Here is an 18,395-nt window from a genome sequence, read left to right as displayed (position 1 = left end):
TAAAGATTTACCATTTCTTAACAATTCCTATGCAGATAGTTAATGTTCACATAACCTGTTTGCGTCGTTTACTGATGTTTATTTGCAAAATATAAATAACACATAATGAACAAGTTAGTTTTTATTTTATTATTTTTTGTAACTGCCTTAGCGTCAGCGCAAAACGGAACTATAGCCGGGACGATTATAGATAAGGATTATAATGATGAGCCTGTGGCTTTTGCTTCTGTACAAGTAAAAGGTACAACTAAAGGTGCTCAATCTGATATGGACGGTAAGTTTACTATTTCTATTGCGCCAGGAACTTATACTCTTGTTGTGACCTTTGTTGGTATGCAAGCAGTTGAAACGCCTGTAACGGTTGCTACTGGTACTACTACAAATATTGTGATACCTATGATTGCAGAGGCTGCAGCCCTAGATGATATTGTGATCACAGTTACTAAAACTCGTGAAAGTGCGGCGGCACTTATTGAAGAGAAAAAGAAAGCAGTTACCATCGTGCAGTCGATAGGTGCTGAAGAGTTGTCTCAAAAAGGTGTGAGTGATGCAGAAGGAGCCGTTACGAAGGTAAGTGGTGTTTCAAAACAACAAGGTGTTAAGAATGTATTTGTGCGTGGATTGGGTGATCGTTATAACTCTACTTCTTTAAATGGATTGCCACTACCATCCGAAGATCCAGAATATAAAAACATTGCTTTAGACTTTTTTGGGTCTGATTTAATAGAATCTGTTGATATCAATAAAGTTTTTACATCAGAGCTAGGAGCAGATGTTGCTGGTGCAAATGTAAATATTGACCTGAAAGGACTATCTGGTAGAAAGGATCTAGCAGTTAGTTTTTCTACAGGTGCAAACTTGCAAACTATAGGTGAAGATTTTAAAGGTATTGATGGTGAAGGTTACTTTGGGTTTAGTGATGCAGAACTGCCAGTTAATAATCTAAATGTTTACGGGTTTGATAATAAGCTTACTGCCACAAATCAAAACAATTTAATCAATTTAGGTCTTTCTTTAAAGGGAGGAAAAAGATTTGACATCGGTGATAATTACTTAAATGTTTATGGGCTGGTCACTTTTGATAATGGATATAGATTTGTCGACGGTACAATACGTAATACAGGTAGTACAGGTAATGTTTTCTTAGATCAAGATTTTCAAAAATATCAATATGAGACTTCTCAAATAGGTCAGGTAGATTTAGATTATCGCTTTGGTAAAAACAAAATAGAATGGATATCAATGTATATTCATAAAAACACACAAAGCTTTGAAGATTATAATGGTTTTAATAATCCAGAGCAAGATGGTGATTTAGTCTATGTGAACAGACAACAGACTAATGATAACAATCTTTATGTAAATCAATTACTTACTCACTTTGAATTATCTGATCGTCTTGAACTAGACGTAAAAGGTGCTTTTAATGCCTTAAGAGGTAGTGAGCCGGATCGTAGAAATTTTGAATATTTATTGAGAGATGGTTTTTATTCTCCTAATATAGATTCTGGTGGTAATAATCAACGTTATTTCAGTAAGATACAAGAGAACGATTATAACGCAAACGTAAATTTGAGATATGACTTAAACACTAATGATGAAGATGATCGTTTGAATTATTTCACCGTTGGTGGAGATGTAAGATGGACGCACCACGTTTTTCAAGCAACGATATTTAACCACACTTTTGATACTCGCATCGCTATAGATATTGATAATCCTGATGCGGTATTCAATCAACCTAATATCAATAATGGAAACTTTAGGTTAGAAACAGGCCGTGGTAGTGCTATCAATCCACAGGCGTTTAATCCTTTTTATTATATAGGTGATAAAGTATTATTTGCAGGTCAAGGTAATTATGTAAAAGGCTTTACTGATAAGCTATTAATGAATGCTGGTTTAAGGTATGAGACCGTTTCTCAAGAAGTAGAGTACGATACAAACATTGCAAGCAGTGCAAATGAAGGTCTTGCTGAAATTAATGAAAACTTATTCTTGCCTAGTTTAGGGTTTAAGTACACTGCAAATGATAAAAACATTTTCAGAATCGCAGGTAGCCAATCTTATATCATGCCTAGATTTAAGGAAACCGCTCCATTTAGATATGATAATCCAGGAGGAACTGCAACACAAGGTAATAGAGACTTACAGATCTCTAAAGTCTCAAACTTTGATCTTGCTTATGAATTCTACCCTGCAAAAGGTGAGTTATTCTCTCTTACAGGATTCTATAAAATCATTGATAACCCAATCGCTAGAACTGAAATTCCTAGTGGTGGTAACACACTAACTTATCTTAATGTAGGTGATCAAGCAACAGTATTAGGAGTTGAATTAGAACTGCGTAAAAATATATTTGTAAAAGAACTTCCAGAGGCTGGCTATGATGTAACACGTGAAAATAAATTAGCATTTGGGTTTAACGCTTCTTATATTCATAGTGAGCAAGATCAAGTAAATCCATTGGCACAGTTTACCAATTCAACCAGTCAGTTGCAAGGAGCAGCGCCTGTGTTAGTAAACTTTGATCTGAACTACAATACCTATATTAATAAGAGTAGTGTTAATACGGCTCTAGTATTTAGTTACTTCTCAGAAAGAGTTTATTCTGTTGGTACTAGAGGATTCGAGAATATCAATGAAATAGGAGTTCCTACTTTAGATTTTGTTGGTTCTATAGGTCTTACTGAAAAAAGTAAATTATCTCTTAAAGCAAGAAACTTATTGAATCCAGAGTATCGTCTAGAGCGTGAAGGTAATGGAGGATTAGGTAACGTTATCTTAAGTCAGTATAAACGTGGGCTTGACATTAGCTTAGGATACAGCTATCAGTTTTAATCCTTTGGTAAAGTTTGCTTAACACCTTTTACAATTTATGGCTCTTAATTTGTACCAATCAAAAAAAGAACCTAATTAACAAAACAATCATGAAAAAATTATCTCTTTTATTAGTGGCTCTTGCAGCAATGGTATTCACATCTTGTGAAACCGATGATATTGAAATCGTAGGTGGTGGAACTCAGAACGACTTTATTCTTTCTGGAAACCTTATTGAAAACACAACGCTTACTGCTGGGAATCCTTATGTATTAAATGGACCCTTATTTGTGAAAAGTGGAACTACTTTAACTATTGAGGCAGGAACTACAATAACAGCACAAGCTGGTGGAACATCTGTTTATCTTTTAGTAGAAACTGGTGGTAAAATTATTGCAAATGGGACTGCTGCATCACCTATTAAGTTTACAAGTACGCAACAAACTCCTGCTGCTTGGGGTGGAATTATCTTAAATGGTAAAGCATTAATCTCTGGTCAGGCAGCTACTGGTAATGAGGCAGGAACTGAAGTAAACGCAAGTTTATTATTTGGTGGGTCTGATGATGCTGATAGTTCAGGATCTATGCAATATGTTATTATTGAATATACAGGAGCACGTATAGATGGTGAGGCAGAGCATAATGGATTAACTCTAAACGGCGTTGGTTCAGGTACAACTCTTTCTAACATTTGGATTGCAAACGGTGATGATGATGGTATTGAATTCTTCGGTGGATCTGTAAATGCATCTAACATCTTTGTGTTGAATGCAAAAGACGATATGTTTGACTTTACACAAGGTTATAGAGGTACATGTACTAATCTTTATGGAATACGTGAAAATGGTTATAACGCTGTGACTTCTGACCCAAGAGGTATAGAAGCAGATGGTAACTTAGATGGAAATTCGCCAACTGATTTAAATCAATCTGTATTTACAATCAATGGATTAACGATACGTCATGAAGCAAATACAGTAGACTTTTCAGACTTGATTAAAGTACGTCGTGGTGCAACTGCAACAATTACAAATGCACTAGCAAGTACATCTGGAACTGCAACAGCATCTGACTTTGTAGATTTAGAAGATTCAAAAGGTGATTCTACAGCAGCTACTTCTATTGATGTAACAGCTGGTGGAACTGCAGATGGTACAGATCTTAAAAACGCACCAGGAGCTACGATTACAGTTACAACTTCAAATACAGGAGCAGATACTTCTGCATTTTCTTGGACTGGATATGTTTTCTAGGAATACAAATCATAATCATATTAAAAGCCACTCAATAAGAGTGGCTTTTTTTATGAAACTAGGTTATGTTCTTTAAGTTTTGATGATATACGCTTTCGCGAAAGCGGAATCTTACAAGTGAGATGAATTTATAACACTTAGGTAACGTACAGTAACTAATAAAGTATGATTTTTGCACTCTTAAATTAGCCTCAAATGGGAGATATTTATGTTTATATGCTGGTTATACTTGCCGGCCTTGCCATCACTGACTTAGTCGTAGGAGTAAGTAATGATGCAGTAAACTTTTTAAACAGTGCTATAGGTTCTAAAGCGATAAGCTTTAAAACCATAATGATTATAGCCAGTATAGGTATCGCAGTAGGAGCATTGTCCTCTAGTGGTATGATGGAAGTCGCGCGTAAAGGGATTTTTGTGCCTAGCGAGTTCTATTTTGATGAGGTCATGATCATCTTTATGGCCGTGATGATCACAGATATATTGTTGTTGGATTTTTTCAATTCCATGGGATTACCTACCTCTACAACAGTTTCTATTGTGTTTGAACTATTAGGTGCCGCTGTCTGTATGTCATTGATTAAAATTTATGGAGAAGGTGAGGCTGGAGAAACAATCCTGGATTTAGGTAAATATATTGCTAGTGATAAAGCTATAGAAATCATATTAGGGATTTTACTATCTGTAGTGGTTGCCTTTACGATAGGTGCTATAGTACAGTTTTTATCTAGATTGATGCTTACTTTTAATTACCCTAAAAGGCCTGCTTATCTGGCTGGATTCTTTGGTGGGTTATCCTTAACGAGTTTGTTTTACTTTATCATTGTTAAAGGTTTAAAAGGAGCAGATTTAGGCGGTTTAACGAGCTTTTTAAATGGCTTAGATGTATATACTTTAGTGGGATGGGCAACGGTATTTTGGATGTTGTTCAGTTATCTTTATGTATATGTGATGAAATGGGATATCTATAAGTTAATCATTATTCTAGGGACTTTTGGACTTGCAATGGCATTTGCTGGGAATGACCTCGTTAACTTTATCGGTGTGCCTATAGGTGCTTATCAAGCATGGGAAGCCTGGAGTGGCAGTGGTGTAGAAGCTACAGCTTATGGTATGGCAGCATTAGGGGAAAAACTTCCATCAAATAAATGGTTATTAGTACTTGCTGGAGTTATTATGGTGGTTACTTTGTGGTTCTCTTCAAAAGCACAAGCCGTTGTAAAAACATCAGTAGATCTTGCAAGACAAGATAGTGGTACAGAACGTTTTCAATCTAATGCTCTTTCTAGAATTTTAGTACGTTACTCACTTAACGCTGCCGAGGCTATACAGCATATTCTACCTGAAAAAGCTACTAATTATATTGCTTCTAGATTCGAAAAATTACCAGAGCCAGCAGTAGTGCCTAAGCATGCTGATAAGCCTGCCTTTGATTATGTGAGAGCAAGTGTTAACCTTATGGTAGCTAGTATATTAATATCGATTGCCACTTCTTTTAAATTACCATTGTCAACTACCTATGTGACATTTATGGTTGCTATGGGAACATCACTAGCAGATCGAGCATGGGGAACAGAAAGTGCTGTGTATCGTATAGCAGGTGTACTTAATGTAATAGGTGGATGGTTTTTCACTGCATTTAGTGCCTTTACAGCGGCTGCAGTATTTGCGTTGATTATTTATTATGGTGGATTCTATGCTATACTAGGTCTAGTTGTAGTAGCCATTGTCTTATTAGTACGCAGCTTTGTAAATCATAAGAATAGTCAACTGGTAGAAAAAGAAACAGAAGAGCTTAAAAAGGCTGAGAGCAATACCATTCAAGGTATCATTGATGAAAGTTCAGAAAATGTTGCTGCGGTTTTCAAACGTTCTAAGCGTATTTATAAAAATACACTAGATGGATTAATATCACAGGATTTAAATATCTTAAAATCCTCAAAGAAAGAGGCTAATAAGTTAAGTGGCGAGATTGATGGATTGCGCAATAACATCTTTTATTTAATTCGTAATCTAGATGAACAACACCTAGGTGCATCTAAGTTCTATATTGAAGTACTAGGAAACCTGCAGGATATATCACAATCACTAGATTATATTTCAAAATCTGCAACGACACACATCGATAACAATCATAAGAGCTTAAAGTTTACTCAAATTAAAGATCTTAAAGAGATTATATTGAGAAGTCACGAAGTATTTGCGGTATCTCAAACCATTTTTACTAAAAAGGACTTTGGTAAACTGGCTGAAATCATCACTTTAAAACAAGAGCTTCTAGGGCTAATTGATCAAAAGATTGATAAGCAAGTAAAGCGTACAAAGGACACTGAGAATTCTCCTAAAAATACGACCTTATACTTTGGTCTTTTATTAGAAACTCGCGACCTCATGAATGCCGCGATGAATGTAGTAGAACGCTATTATACAGAGTATGACGCAAAACGTTTTGAAGACTAAAACGTATCGTGACTATCATAAAAAATCCTGCCTTGTAAAAGGCAGGATTTTTTGTTTGATCAAGAAATAATAATCACTTTCACCTACTACAATAGCTTTTCTATGCGGTAAGGTAAATTGGAGTACGCTTTCGCGAAAGCGTAACATGAGTAGCTAAAAGGGTTATTTACATCAGGTTTAGAGCATTTGTCTTATTTAAATAAACATGTTATTTATGATCTGAAAAGCGGAATGTAATTGCATTCTATCCAAGTCATTTGTAGCTTAAGCAATGACACAAAAAAGCCCTTTTCAATAAAGAAAAGGGCTCTATTAACAACCAGTTTTATAGGGATAAACTAGGCTGCTTCTATATGTTCTTCCACTTTAACAGTTTTAGGAGATCTAAATCTTCTCCATCTAAGTTTTATACGGTGAACCATGTACAATAATACCGGTACAATTACTAAGGTTAAGAAAGTGGCAAATATCAATCCGTATATCACGGTCCAGGCAAGTGGTCCCCAGAAAATTACGTTGTCTCCACCGACAAATATCTTAGGGTCAAACTCGCTAAATAATGTAAAAAAGTTGATGTTTAAACCTATCGCGAGAGGTATAAGTCCTAGCACAGTTGTTATAGCCGTCAATATTACAGGTCTTAAACGTGCTTTACCACCTTTTACGATAGCATTAAACATGTCTTCTTTACTAATGATATCATCATCTTTTAGGTCTAGTTGTTCTCTGCGGCGCAGTTTAAGTATGTCTATATAATCGATCAGTACCACACCGTTATTTACAACAATCCCAGCTAGTGATATGATTCCCATCATAGTCATTAATATGACAAAAGAATCACCTGTAACGATAAGACCTAAGAATACACCTATGAAACTTAAGAAAATTGCTACCATGATTATAGTAGGTTTAGAAATAGAACCGAATTGAAAAATAAGAATAAGGAAGATTAAAAATAATCCGCCAAATAAAGCACTCATTAAAAAGGCCATTTCTTTATTTTGCTCTTCAATTTGACCGGTATAATCTATTTTAATATCCTTAGGTGTCTCAAAATCTAACATCTCGTTTTGGATGTCTGCTACAACGGCACCAGCATCAGTAAAACCTGGTTTTAAAGCAGAATATACGGTTACTACACGTTTTGCATCTTTATGCTTTATAGCACTGAAGCTAGAGGTGTTTTTTTGCTGTGCAATAGCACTTACAGGTACTTCCTTAATCTGTCCTGTTGCCATGTCTCTAAAAGTGATGCGTTGATTAAAAATAGCGCTGCGATCATAACGTTGCTCTTCATTAAAACGGATATTGATATCATAGTCTTCACCTTCATTTTTATAAATTCCGGCTTTTTCTCCGAAGACAGCACGACGCAATTGCATACCTACCTGACTATTGCTAACTCCTAGTTCACCTGCTTTTTCACGATCGACACTCACTAGCATAGAAGGTTTACTTCTGTTAACGTCAACTTTTAATTGGTCTACACCAGCCACGTTACGAGCATTAAGGAATTTCACCATTTGCTCTGCAGTTACAATAAGTTCACCATAATCATTTCCTTCAAGTTCGATGTTTACAGGATAGCCTTGTGGTGGTCCGGCGGCATCTTTTTCTACAGAAATAGATACACCTGGATAGACACCAGCTAGTGCTTCTTGAACTTTTTTGCGCAGCACCTCACTATCTTTTCCATTACGGAATTTGTACTCACGCATACTTGCAGTGATTTTACCTTTATGTGGCATTTCTGCAGCACTTCCACCATCAGTTTGAGGATTTCCTGCGCCCATTCCTACCTGTGACACGGCACTTTCTACTAAAAAGTTACGGTCACCTTCCATATATTCCTCTGCATTAATAATTTCAAATACACGAGATTCAATTTCTTTAGTAATCTGATTTGTTTTTTCTATGGCAGTTCCTTGTGGATATTCTACATAGACTATAATCTGATTAGGCTTATTATCTGGGAAGAACTCAATCTTTGTCCTACCAGATCCTATGGAGCTACCGAAAGCCATTAAAACAGCCACAAACATAATGAACATACCACCTATAAAGAGATAAGGTTTTATACCGCTCAAGGCAAACTTTAAAAAGTTTTCATAGATTTTATCCAACCAAGCAAGAAATGTTTTTTGGAATCCACGTGTTAATGGTTTGATAAGGTATTTGTATAACCAGAAAAGAATAACTGTTAATACCATAACACTACCTAAACCTCTAACAGGTCCACCGACTATAAGAATAAATATCCCTAAGGTTCCCATAATAGCCGTCAGGTATAGCAGTTGTTTTACACTTAGATTACGATCTTCAATTTCCATGAATTTTGAAACCAACATTGAATTAAAGAAAATGGCAACAAATAAGGAACTACCTAAAACTATAGATAAAGTTATAGGAAAATAAATCATGAATTGCCCCATCAATCCAGGCCATAAACCTAATGGTACAAATGCTGCTACGGTCGTGAGTGTGGAGATGATAATAGGTATGGCAATCTCACCAACACCTTTTTTAGCCGCCTCAATACGAGACATGCCTTCTTCATCCATCAATCGATATACATTCTCAACTACTACAATACCGTTGTCAACCAGCATTCCTAATCCCATAATCATGGCAAAAAGAATCATCGTATTTAAGGTGTATCCAAAAAAGCTAATGATTGCAAAAGACATGAACATGGACATAGGTATTGCAAACCCTACAAATAGCGCGTTTCTAAATCCTAAAAAGAACATTAAAACACCTACTACTAGTAAAATACCGAAAATGATATTATTAACTAAATCATCTACCTGATTCAATGTCTTTGAAGAAAGATCATTTGCGATTGTTATATCAAGATCGGCTGGTAAAGCACCAGATTCTTGAGATTCTGTAACGATTGATCTAATAGCATCTGCTGCAACAATCATGTTTTTACCAGAACGTTTTTTTACATCTAGCATCACTACTTGATCACCGTACTCACGGGCAAAGGTGTTTTTGTCTTCTTCTTTAAATGTTATTGTTGCAACATCTCTTATGTAAATCGGTCCGTTATCATTTTTAATCACAAAGTTTTCTAACTCCTTTGGGTCGCTTATCTCTCCAACAATTCTTATGGTACGACGCTGACCGCTAGATTTTAAATTACCTGCGCTAACGGTAGCATTTCCACCACGTACGGTGTTCAGGATGTCATCAAAACTTATTTGTGCCGCAGTCATTTTATAGATGTCTACTGCTATTTCAACTTCTAGATCTTGAGCACCACGGATATCAACCTGCTTAATTTGCTCTATATCTTCTATCTCATCCTCAAGATACTCTGCATAGGTTTTTAATTTTCTAACTGTATAATCACCTTTAATGTTGATATTCATTATTGGCATTTCTTCACTTAAAGTTAGATTAAAAACATTAGGTGTAACAGGCTTGTTATTGAAAGTAGGCCAGTCTTCTCCTGCGCTTTCAGAGTCTACTTCATCTTTCACAAGTTGTTTAGCCGTCTCTACTTCAATATCTTCATCAAATTCAACAATAATAATCGAGTAGTCTTCTTGAGAAGTCGATTCTGTCTCGGTAACACCAGAGATGTTTTTTAATTTATCTTCTAATGGATCTGTTATTAATCTTTCAACATCTTCAGCCGTGTTACCAGGCCATACACTTGAGATATAAATTTTAGTTTCCTTAATTTCAGGAAAATCTTCTCTAGGCATATTATTGTATGCACTTAAACCTAGGAAGAATATAATAGCCATCATTACATAAACAACTGTAGAGTTGTCTATGGCCCATGAGGAGAGTTTAAACTCTTTATCACTTTTCTTTTTAGTAGCCATGATTAAGAGTTTTTAATGTCTATTAATTGTCCTTCTCTTACGGTACGTGCACCTTCAGTAATTACTTGATCACCTATTTTAAGCCCTTCAGTTATTTCTATTAGGTCACCGCTAGCTTTACCTGTAGTTACTTTACGTCTTATCGCTTGTACTCCATCTTCAGACTCATTAACAATCATTACATATTGTTCACCTTCTTGATTTTCACTGATAACACTTAATGGCACTAGAATAGCGTTTTCAGAGGTGTAGTCATTAATCTTCAATCTAGCAGTAAGGTTAGGTTTTATGTTACCTCTTTTATTATCCACAGGTATCTCGATAGAGAATGAACGATTTGCAGGATTAATATAACTACTGGTCTGTCTAATAGTGCTTTCCATTTTTTCTGAAAGTACTGGGAATTCTACAGTTACTTCAGTACCTTTTTTAATAGAGGTAATGTACGTTTCTGGTACATCTACATTGATGTACATATCTTTTAAAGACACTAATCTGAATAAGGCAGTCATACCAGGACTTACCACATTACCTTGCTCTGTAATGACGTCATCTATAGTACCAGCAAAAGGAGCTCTAACGGTAGTTTTAGATAAAGTACGTTGCATAGAACTTATAGCTTTACTTTGTCCTTCATAATTAGCTTTTGCCTGCAAAAATTGGATTTCAGAACCTATGTTTTGATCCCATAATCTTTTTTGACGCTCAAAAGTGGTCTTAGCAAGCTGTTCTTGTACTTGCATTTGTTGAATCTGTTGTGATAATCCACCATCATCTATTTTTGCAAGAATTTGCCCAGCGACAACCTTCTGTCCTTCTTTTACATATACTTGCGTTAACAATCCAGACATCTCTGGCATTATGGTGATGTTTTGTTTAGTGTCAACACTACCTTGAAGTTCTATAAAATGATCAAATAGAGTGTCTTTTACAATCATCGTACTTACCTGTGTATTGATAGGCTTATCACCATGCTCGTTTTGATAATCTTGTATTTTTTTTAGAGTTTCGTCGATAGACGCTTTTTGATTATTTAGCTCTGTCTTCTTTGCTGCGATTGCTTTTTCATCACCTTGCGCTAGTAGCTCGTCTATAGAAGGAGATTTACCACCACAAGAAACGATAAGTGCTGTTGTAAGTATGATTAATATTTTTTTCATGATAAGAATGTTCAGTGGTGAAATTTAGTTTTTGGTTGTGTAATTGGGTAGGTTAAGTATGGTTTCCAGGTTTGCTTTTTCTGTAATTACTTGATACATACTATTTAGATACTCTGCTTGTGTGCTGTATAATTGAGTTTGTGCCTGTCTTAGGTCAAAACTGGTGGCGATTCCTTCTCTGAATTTTATGGTGTTTTTGTTCTCAATACGTTCTGCCAGTGCTAGATTATCTTTGCTAGTGGTATAATTATCAATCGCTGTTTGATAATTGTTTACTGCAGTAGCATAGTTAAGACGTATTTCTTCCATGGTGCGTTGTAAATCAGTCTCGGCTTGATCCCATGCTATTTTAGTACGGTCCTGTGCTGCTTTTCTACCAAAAGAGCTGAAAATAGGTACGTTAATACTAACACCTGCTACCGATTGTTGATACCATGGTTGATTGCTATTGAAAAATGAAAAATCACTATCAAACGATTGGGTTCCATAATTGATAAAACCGCTCACGGTAGGTAACCCTTTTGCTAGTTCTAGTTTGTGTTCTAGGCGTCGTTGTTGCGTGTAATTATAAGCAATCTGGTAATCTACCGATTTATCCATTTCTAAAGATTCCTCGGTTACAGATGGATCAATATTGCGCATGGTTAATGCTTCAAGATCATCTGTTAGTGTAACAGGAGTTGAAAGTTCTATACCTAACGCTAGTTTTAACATGTCTAGCGCAATCTCTCGTTGTCTCTTTGCACTATTCAATTGATTATCTAGTTGAGATAGTGTGATCTGTAATTGTTCAACATCTTCTTCTTCGGCAAGTCCATTTTCAAAGATTTTGGTAGTCTCATTTAAGTTTTTTTCAAGCGTATTGCGATTTTTAGTGATAATGTCTATGTTTTCTTCCGTGAGTAAAACACCGCCATAAGCATTGATGATTCCTTTTCTGACTTCTAGTTTTGTCTTGTTATTTGCGTTTTCAGAAAAATCTAGAAAAGTTTTAGAAGCCTCTAAAGCAACGATATATGAACCGTCAAAAATCAATTGGGTTAATGTAGCTGTTAAAGTCATGTTTTGTCTAGGCCCAAAAACCACAGGTATAAAGGTGCCAGGAGTACCACCGGCAAGTTCTGCTGGTAAAGGTGTTACCGGTTGCTTCAATTGGTTTTGGTAATCAATAGCACCATTGATTTGTGGTAGACCTGTTGCTGTGGTTTCCCATTTTTGCTTTAAAGCTTTAGCAACATCGCGTTTAGCGTTAATAGATTGATAGTTGTTTTCTAATCCGTGCTCGATAGCCTGTTCCAAGGATAAGCTATAGCTGGATGGTGTAGTTTCTTGGCTGTACGCTTTCGCGAAAGCGAGACCAAAAAGCAATAATGTTATTTTAATTTTTAAGGGCATTTAATCGTGATTTGTGTTAGTGATTAGGTTGAGAATTTTACGTCCTGCTGGAGTTACGATACCACGTAAGTGATACTCTAAATAGTGGTCATGAAGTTTTTGAACTGGAAATTGAGTATTAGGAAAAAGGTGTAAGTCCTTAATGCCTTGTAAGCCTACATAGTAGATTCTAGAAACAAAGTCCTTATCTAGATTATCACGATATAAACCTTGCTCTATACCTAGTTCTAGATTTTTATTAACGCATTCCTTCATATACTCAAACTGTATAGCAGTTACCTTTTGATGTACACGTGGATAGTAACGTTGTAATTGATGAATAGGTGATGATTTATCACCTTTAAGAGATGTTAATACCATTTTTTTGATATCATAGAGCTCTTCAATCGGGTTAGTTGATGTGCTGCATATGTGATCTATGCCGCCACAAATAGTGTTAGATATAGCAAGAGTCACCTCTGTGATGAGTTCTTCCTTATTTTTAAAGTAACTATAAAGTGTTTTTTTACTCATACCCATTTCTGAAGATATATCATCCATGGTCACACTCTTAAACCCTAGGTCTAAGAACATCTCAGTAGATTTTTGTAATATCTCAGTTTTAATATCGGTCATATTCTAATTTAAGCAGCTGCAAATATAAACAGCGGAAACTTTAAAAACGATTAGAGTTTCCAAAGTTTTACAATTGTTTAACATAACCTGTAGGTAAAAGATTCTTTTCTTATCCTTTAGGTATGATTACTTTTACCATATGAATGAAATGTCCCAATTAAGAACTGTCTTTCTAGAAGCGTTAACATCTAGAGTTACCGCACAAGAGCCTGTATCTTTATATGATCCAGTACACTATATATTACAATTGGGTGGTAAGCGGCTGCGACCACTACTGACTCTTATGAGTGCACAGATGTATGGTGCGAGCATTGATAAGGCTATGGATGCTGCTATTGCGGTAGAGGTATTTCACAACTTTACTTTGTTGCATGATGATATTATGGATGCTGCAGACTTGCGTCGTGGTAAAGAAACGGTACATGTCAAATGGGATGTAAATACAGGTATTTTATCTGGTGATGCAATGTTAATTATGGCTTACCAGTTATTTAATTCTTATGATCCTGAAACTTTTTATGAGTTGAATCAGGTTTTTTCAAAGACCGCGCTTGAAGTCTGTGAAGGACAGCAATATGATGTAGATTTTGAAACAAGAGATGATGTAACAATACCAGAATACATCAACATGATTAAATTAAAAACTTCTGTTCTGGTAGGTTGCGCATTACAAATGGGAGCGATTATCGCAGGAGTAGATAAAAAGGAACAGGAACTGATTTATGATTATGGAATTAATTTGGGACTCGCCTTTCAATTAATGGATGATTATTTAGATGCCTTTGGTAATCCAGAAACCTTTGGTAAGGAAGTAGGTGGTGATATAAGAGAGAATAAAAAGACTTATTTGTATCTAAAGAGTGTTGAAGATGAAGGTTGTGCTACTGAGCTTAAAGAATGGTTTGCTATGGATTATCAAGAGATGAATGAAGAGCAAATTGAAACAAAAAAAGAAACGGTAAAAGTATTTTTTGAAGAAAGCGGTGGTGCTGTTGCAACTCAAGACGCCATAAAAACTTATACAGATAAAGCACTTAATATTATAGAGCAACTAGCTATAAGCGATGACTCTAAAAAGCAGCTTACTGCTTTTTCACTTGATTTAATGAGTCGTGTTAGTTAATGAGTGATTTACTACCACAAATACAAGAAAAGTTAGAGTCTAGACATCATGTGTTTACGATTTATAAAAATCAGGTAAATAAGGATCTGGAGCGATCTGGATTTGAGGCCATAGAAGAAAATAATCCTAAAGAGTTTCTCATGGAGCTAGCTTCGTTACTTAATGAAGCTATAGAAGACTCAAATCCTAAACTACAACAACTCTACTATCTAGCAGATGTTCAAGAACGCCATTTGCAACACGGCATCATTCTAGGATTTATAAATCGAGAATGGATTAAGATTCAGTTTAGATTGAGGCAGTAAATTATGACGCTTTCGCGAAAGCGTGTCTTTAAAACAATACTCTTACAAAAGGTTGAATCCCATTATTATAAATACTGCGCTCGTTATCATATAGGACATCATATCGAGCACCTATCACAAAGTTACCTTGTCGATAACCTGCGCCTAAAAACAATGCCGGAATCCAATAATTATCATCAAAACTAGCATCTGCAAAGTTTCTATTTACATTTAGATATTCAAAATCAGCACTAACTTGTAGATAGTCTATAGGAGAAGCGATAGCAATCAAGCTACCACCAGCTACCGTTGATTTAAAATCATCAAATCTGTTTAAATCCCTTTCAGAGTAACTGTAATTGAGACCTACACCTAGTCCTACCGTATTGTTTACTTGATAAATAGCTTGTGGAGCAATTAAAATTGATGTAAAATTATTACCAAAGTTGGCACCTACGTTTCCTCCAAATCTTACATTATTCCAAAAATTAGAGCCTTCTTTATCTTGTTGGCCATTAGATTGATAAAAAAATAGGCTGCAAACTAAGAATATCGTAATTGATAGGGTAGATGTGTTTTTCATAATGCTGTTTTTTAGCAAATTCAATAGTTATAAATATACAAAAGTCGATGTCATCCGAGCACTTTTCTTTATTTTTGCTCTTACATTTGATAAAAAGGAGAATTCCTTCGATATATGGACAAGTTTTCATTTCTGAACGCCGCACATACCGCGTACTTCGCACAACTTTACGACGAATATTTAATCAATCCAGATAGAGTAGAGCCATCTTGGCGAGCTTTCTTTCAAGGTTTCGACTTTGGGATGGAAAGCGCCCATGAAGGTGATTTTGAGCTGGATCAGGCCGCAGCACCAGTTGCGATTCCTGCTCACGTTCAAAAAGAGTTTCAGGTTGTTAAATTAATAGATGCTTACCGCACACGTGGTCATTTATTTACCAAGACTAATCCTGTAAGGGATCGTCGTACTTATGAGCCTACACTCGATTTAGTAAACTTTGGTCTTTCTGATGCAGACTTAAATACAGAGTTTGATAGTGGTGACTTAATAGGAATTGGTAAAACAAGTCTTAATAATATTATCGCTCACTTAAAACAAGTATACTGCGAGAGTATAGGTGTAGAGTATATGTATATACGTAAGCCTGCAGAGGTGAAGTGGATACAAAACTGGTTGCATAAAAACAATAATCACCCTAGTTTTTCTAAGGATGATAAATTGCAAATTCTTAAGAAATTAAATGAAGCTGTTTCTTTTGAATCCTTCTTACACACAAAATATGTTGGTCAGAAACGTTTCTCTCTAGAAGGAAACGAGTCTTTAATTCCTGCACTTGATTCTTTAGTAGAAAATGCTGCAAATAAAGGTGTTAATCACTTTGTTCTAGGAATGGCACACCGTGGTAGATTAAATGTGCTAACTAATATCTTTGGTAAGCCAGTGACAGATATCTTTTCTGAATTTGATGGAAAAGATTATGAGCAAGACATTTTTGATGGTGATGTAAAATATCACCTAGGTTATACTAGTAAACGTAAAACAGATAGTGGTAAGGATATCAATATTAATATTGTACCTAACCCGTCACACCTTGAAACTGTGGGAGCAGTAGTAGAAGGAATTGCACGTGCAAAACAGGACATGCATTCTCCAGAAGATTTTTCAAAAGTATTGCCTATCGTATTACACGGTGATGCGGCAATCGCTGGTCAAGGTATTGTATATGAAGTAGTGCAAATGGCACAACTCGATGCTTATAAAACTGCTGGTACCATTCACATGGTGGTTAATAACCAGGTAGGTTTTACAACTAATTATTTAGACGCTCGTTCTTCAACGTATTGTACAGATATCGCAAAAGTGACCTTGTCACCAGTACTACATGTTAATGCAGATGATGCAGAGGCTGTTGTACATGCTATGAACTTTGCTCTAGATTACCGTATGGAGTTTGGTCGTGATGTATTTATTGATTTGCTAGGATATAGAAAGTACGGTCATAATGAAGGTGATGAACCTATGTTCACACAGCCTCAATTATATAAAGCTATTAAGAAGCATGAGAATCCTCGTGATATTTATGCTGATAGACTTCTTAAGGAAGGCGTTATTGATAAAAATACGGTAGAGAAATTTGAGACTGCTTACAAAAGCGAACTGGAGGAACAACTTGCGACCTCTCGTGAAAAAGAAAATACCATCATCACACCATTCATGCAAGATGAGTGGCAAGGTTTTGAACAAGCCACTGAGGTAGAGATGATGAAAAAGGTGGAGACAGGTGTAGACCGCAAAACCTTAGAAAAAATTACAGCAACGATTTCTAAACTGCCTGAAGATGAAAATTTCTTTAGAAAAATTAAGAAGTTGATTCTGGACCGTCGCAAAATGTTTGATGCAGATAAACTGGACTGGGCAATGGGAGAACACTTAGCCTATGGTAGTTTAATGATGGAAGGTTACAATGTGCGCATGAGTGGACAAGATGTAGAGCGAGGAACGTTCTCACACCGTCACGCTGTGGTAAAATCAGAGAATAGTGAACACGAGTTTATTTTACACAATCTTATAGATGGTGTAAAAGGTAAAATGGACATTTATAACTCACACCTGTCAGAATATGGTGTTGTAGGTTTTGAATATGGATATGCACTAGCACAACCGCAAACACTTACTATCTGGGAAGCACAATTTGGTGATTTCTCAAATGGAGCACAAATCATGATGGATCAATACATCAGTGCTGGTGAGGATAAATGGAAAAATCAAAACGGTCTGGTTAAATTATTACCACACGGTTATGAAGGTCAAGGAGCTGAGCACTCAAGTGCTAGAATAGAGCGTTACTTGCAACTATGTGCAAAGGATAATATGTTTATGGCAAACTGTACAACGCCAGCAAACATGTTCCATTTACTACGTCGTCAGATGTTAGTAAATTATCGCAAGCCATTAGTTGTGTTTACACCTAAGTCTTTATTGCGTTACCCTAAAGCGGTAAGTGCAGTAGATGAGTTAGTAAACGGACATTTTCAAGAAGTAATAGATGTTGATGGAGACGCTTTCGCGAAAGCAGAAACACTAGTATTCGTATCTGGTAAGTTCTATTATGATTTACTAGAATATCGAGAAGAAAATAATCGCACAGACGTTGCACTGGTAAGACTAGAACAATTGTTCCCATTACCGATTGAGCAAATACAAGAAGTGATGAAAAAATATGGTTCTAAAGATGTCGTATGGGCACAAGAAGAACCTAGAAATATGGGTGCTTATGCACATCTTATGTTACACATGCCAGAGACTAGAAACTGGCGCGTATGCTCAAGAAACATGTATGCAGCACCAGCCTCAGGTAGTTCAACACGATCTAAGGCAAGACAAGCAAGAATAATAGAAGACGTATTTAATACCAACAAATAAGATT

11 protein-coding genes are annotated in these 18,395 nt (G+C 36.0%); 6 read left to right on the top strand and 5 right to left on the bottom strand.

All coding sequences use genetic code 11. The features are described from left to right. The first annotated feature begins 105 nt into the window (after positions 1 to 105). From R1T42_RS10590 to R1T42_RS10580, 3 genes are all read left to right on the top strand, one after another. The gene (locus tag R1T42_RS10590) at positions 106 to 2,841 is read left to right on the top strand and encodes a TonB-dependent receptor (RefSeq protein WP_317290310.1); all 2,736 of its coding nucleotides are present in this window, start codon (positions 106 to 108) and stop codon (positions 2,839 to 2,841) included. An 89-nt stretch (positions 2,842 to 2,930) separates the two neighbouring features. After that, positions 2,931 to 4,073 (top strand): hypothetical protein, encoded by a 1,143-nt coding sequence (locus R1T42_RS10585; protein WP_317290309.1) that lies wholly within the window; start codon positions 2,931 to 2,933, stop codon positions 4,071 to 4,073. A gap of 195 nt (positions 4,074 to 4,268) precedes the next feature. Next, positions 4,269 to 6,530, top strand: a complete 2,262-nt coding sequence (locus R1T42_RS10580; RefSeq protein WP_317290308.1) for an inorganic phosphate transporter — start codon at positions 4,269 to 4,271, stop codon at positions 6,528 to 6,530. A 338-nt stretch (positions 6,531 to 6,868) separates the two neighbouring features. Here R1T42_RS10580 and R1T42_RS10575 read toward each other — a convergent pair whose 3' ends face one another. From R1T42_RS10575 to R1T42_RS10560, 4 genes are read right to left on the bottom strand one after another with little or no spacing between them, the layout of a single operon-like run. Next, positions 6,869 to 10,369, bottom strand: a complete 3,501-nt coding sequence (locus R1T42_RS10575; RefSeq protein ID WP_317290307.1) for an efflux RND transporter permease subunit — start codon at positions 10,367 to 10,369, stop codon at positions 6,869 to 6,871. Positions 10,370 to 10,371: 2 nt separating this feature from the next. Next, positions 10,372 to 11,529: an efflux RND transporter periplasmic adaptor subunit gene (locus tag R1T42_RS10570; protein WP_317290306.1), complete on the bottom strand. Its 1,158-nt coding sequence runs from the start codon at positions 11,527 to 11,529 to the stop codon at positions 10,372 to 10,374. A gap of 24 nt (positions 11,530 to 11,553) precedes the next feature. Then, positions 11,554 to 12,924, bottom strand: coding sequence for a TolC family protein (locus R1T42_RS10565; protein ID WP_036583835.1), 1,371 nt, complete (start codon positions 12,922 to 12,924; stop codon positions 11,554 to 11,556). After that, positions 12,925 to 13,539: a TetR/AcrR family transcriptional regulator gene (locus tag R1T42_RS10560; RefSeq protein ID WP_042272590.1), complete on the bottom strand. Its 615-nt coding sequence runs from the start codon at positions 13,537 to 13,539 to the stop codon at positions 12,925 to 12,927. It abuts the gene before it with no gap. A gap of 139 nt (positions 13,540 to 13,678) precedes the next feature. On the opposite strand from R1T42_RS10560, the gene R1T42_RS10555 reads away from it, so the two are divergent. Together R1T42_RS10555 and R1T42_RS10550 are read left to right on the top strand one after the other, a co-directional pair. Then, complete coding sequence (locus tag R1T42_RS10555) at positions 13,679 to 14,662, top strand: polyprenyl synthetase family protein (protein WP_317290305.1); 984 nt, start codon at positions 13,679 to 13,681, stop codon at positions 14,660 to 14,662. Next, a complete protein-coding gene (locus tag R1T42_RS10550) occupies positions 14,662 to 14,967 on the top strand; it encodes a hypothetical protein (RefSeq protein WP_105070377.1) in 306 nt (101 codons plus the stop codon). The genes R1T42_RS10555 and R1T42_RS10550 overlap by 1 nt, the downstream gene beginning before the upstream one ends. 28 nt (positions 14,968 to 14,995) lie before the next feature. Here the strand turns inward: R1T42_RS10550 and R1T42_RS10545 are convergent, their stop codons facing one another. Beyond that, on the bottom strand, positions 14,996 to 15,529 hold the full coding sequence (locus R1T42_RS10545; RefSeq protein ID WP_036583846.1) for a hypothetical protein: 534 nt from the start codon (positions 15,527 to 15,529) through the stop codon (positions 14,996 to 14,998). Between the two features lie 114 nt (positions 15,530 to 15,643). Here R1T42_RS10545 and R1T42_RS10540 point away from each other — a divergent pair, with 114 nt between their 5' ends. After that, complete coding sequence (locus tag R1T42_RS10540) at positions 15,644 to 18,391, top strand: 2-oxoglutarate dehydrogenase E1 component (protein ID WP_317290304.1); 2,748 nt, start codon at positions 15,644 to 15,646, stop codon at positions 18,389 to 18,391. The last annotated feature ends 4 nt before the right edge of the window (positions 18,392 to 18,395 follow it).

It is taken from the genome of Nonlabens ulvanivorans (assembly GCF_032922765.1).
In the GTDB taxonomy this organism is placed as follows: Bacteria; Bacteroidota; Bacteroidia; order Flavobacteriales; family Flavobacteriaceae; genus Nonlabens; species Nonlabens ulvanivorans.
This window is presented reverse-complemented; position numbering and strand designations above follow the sequence as displayed.

Coding starts and splice junctions, on each gene's coding strand:
- R1T42_RS10590 (WP_317290310.1), top strand. CDS start 106: ATGAACAAGTTAGTTTTTATTTTATTATTTTTTGTAACTGCCTTAGCG.
- R1T42_RS10585 (WP_317290309.1), top strand. CDS start 2,931: ATGAAAAAATTATCTCTTTTATTAGTGGCTCTTGCAGCAATGGTATTC.
- R1T42_RS10580 (WP_317290308.1), top strand. CDS start 4,269: ATGGGAGATATTTATGTTTATATGCTGGTTATACTTGCCGGCCTTGCC.
- R1T42_RS10575 (WP_317290307.1), bottom strand. CDS start 10,369: ATGGCTACTAAAAAGAAAAGTGATAAAGAGTTTAAACTCTCCTCATGG.
- R1T42_RS10570 (WP_317290306.1), bottom strand. CDS start 11,529: ATGAAAAAAATATTAATCATACTTACAACAGCACTTATCGTTTCTTGT.
- R1T42_RS10565 (WP_036583835.1), bottom strand. CDS start 12,924: ATGCCCTTAAAAATTAAAATAACATTATTGCTTTTTGGTCTCGCTTTC.
- R1T42_RS10560 (WP_042272590.1), bottom strand. CDS start 13,539: ATGACCGATATTAAAACTGAGATATTACAAAAATCTACTGAGATGTTC.
- R1T42_RS10555 (WP_317290305.1), top strand. CDS start 13,679: ATGAATGAAATGTCCCAATTAAGAACTGTCTTTCTAGAAGCGTTAACA.
- R1T42_RS10550 (WP_105070377.1), top strand. CDS start 14,662: ATGAGTGATTTACTACCACAAATACAAGAAAAGTTAGAGTCTAGACAT.
- R1T42_RS10545 (WP_036583846.1), bottom strand. CDS start 15,529: ATGAAAAACACATCTACCCTATCAATTACGATATTCTTAGTTTGCAGC.
- R1T42_RS10540 (WP_317290304.1), top strand. CDS start 15,644: ATGGACAAGTTTTCATTTCTGAACGCCGCACATACCGCGTACTTCGCA.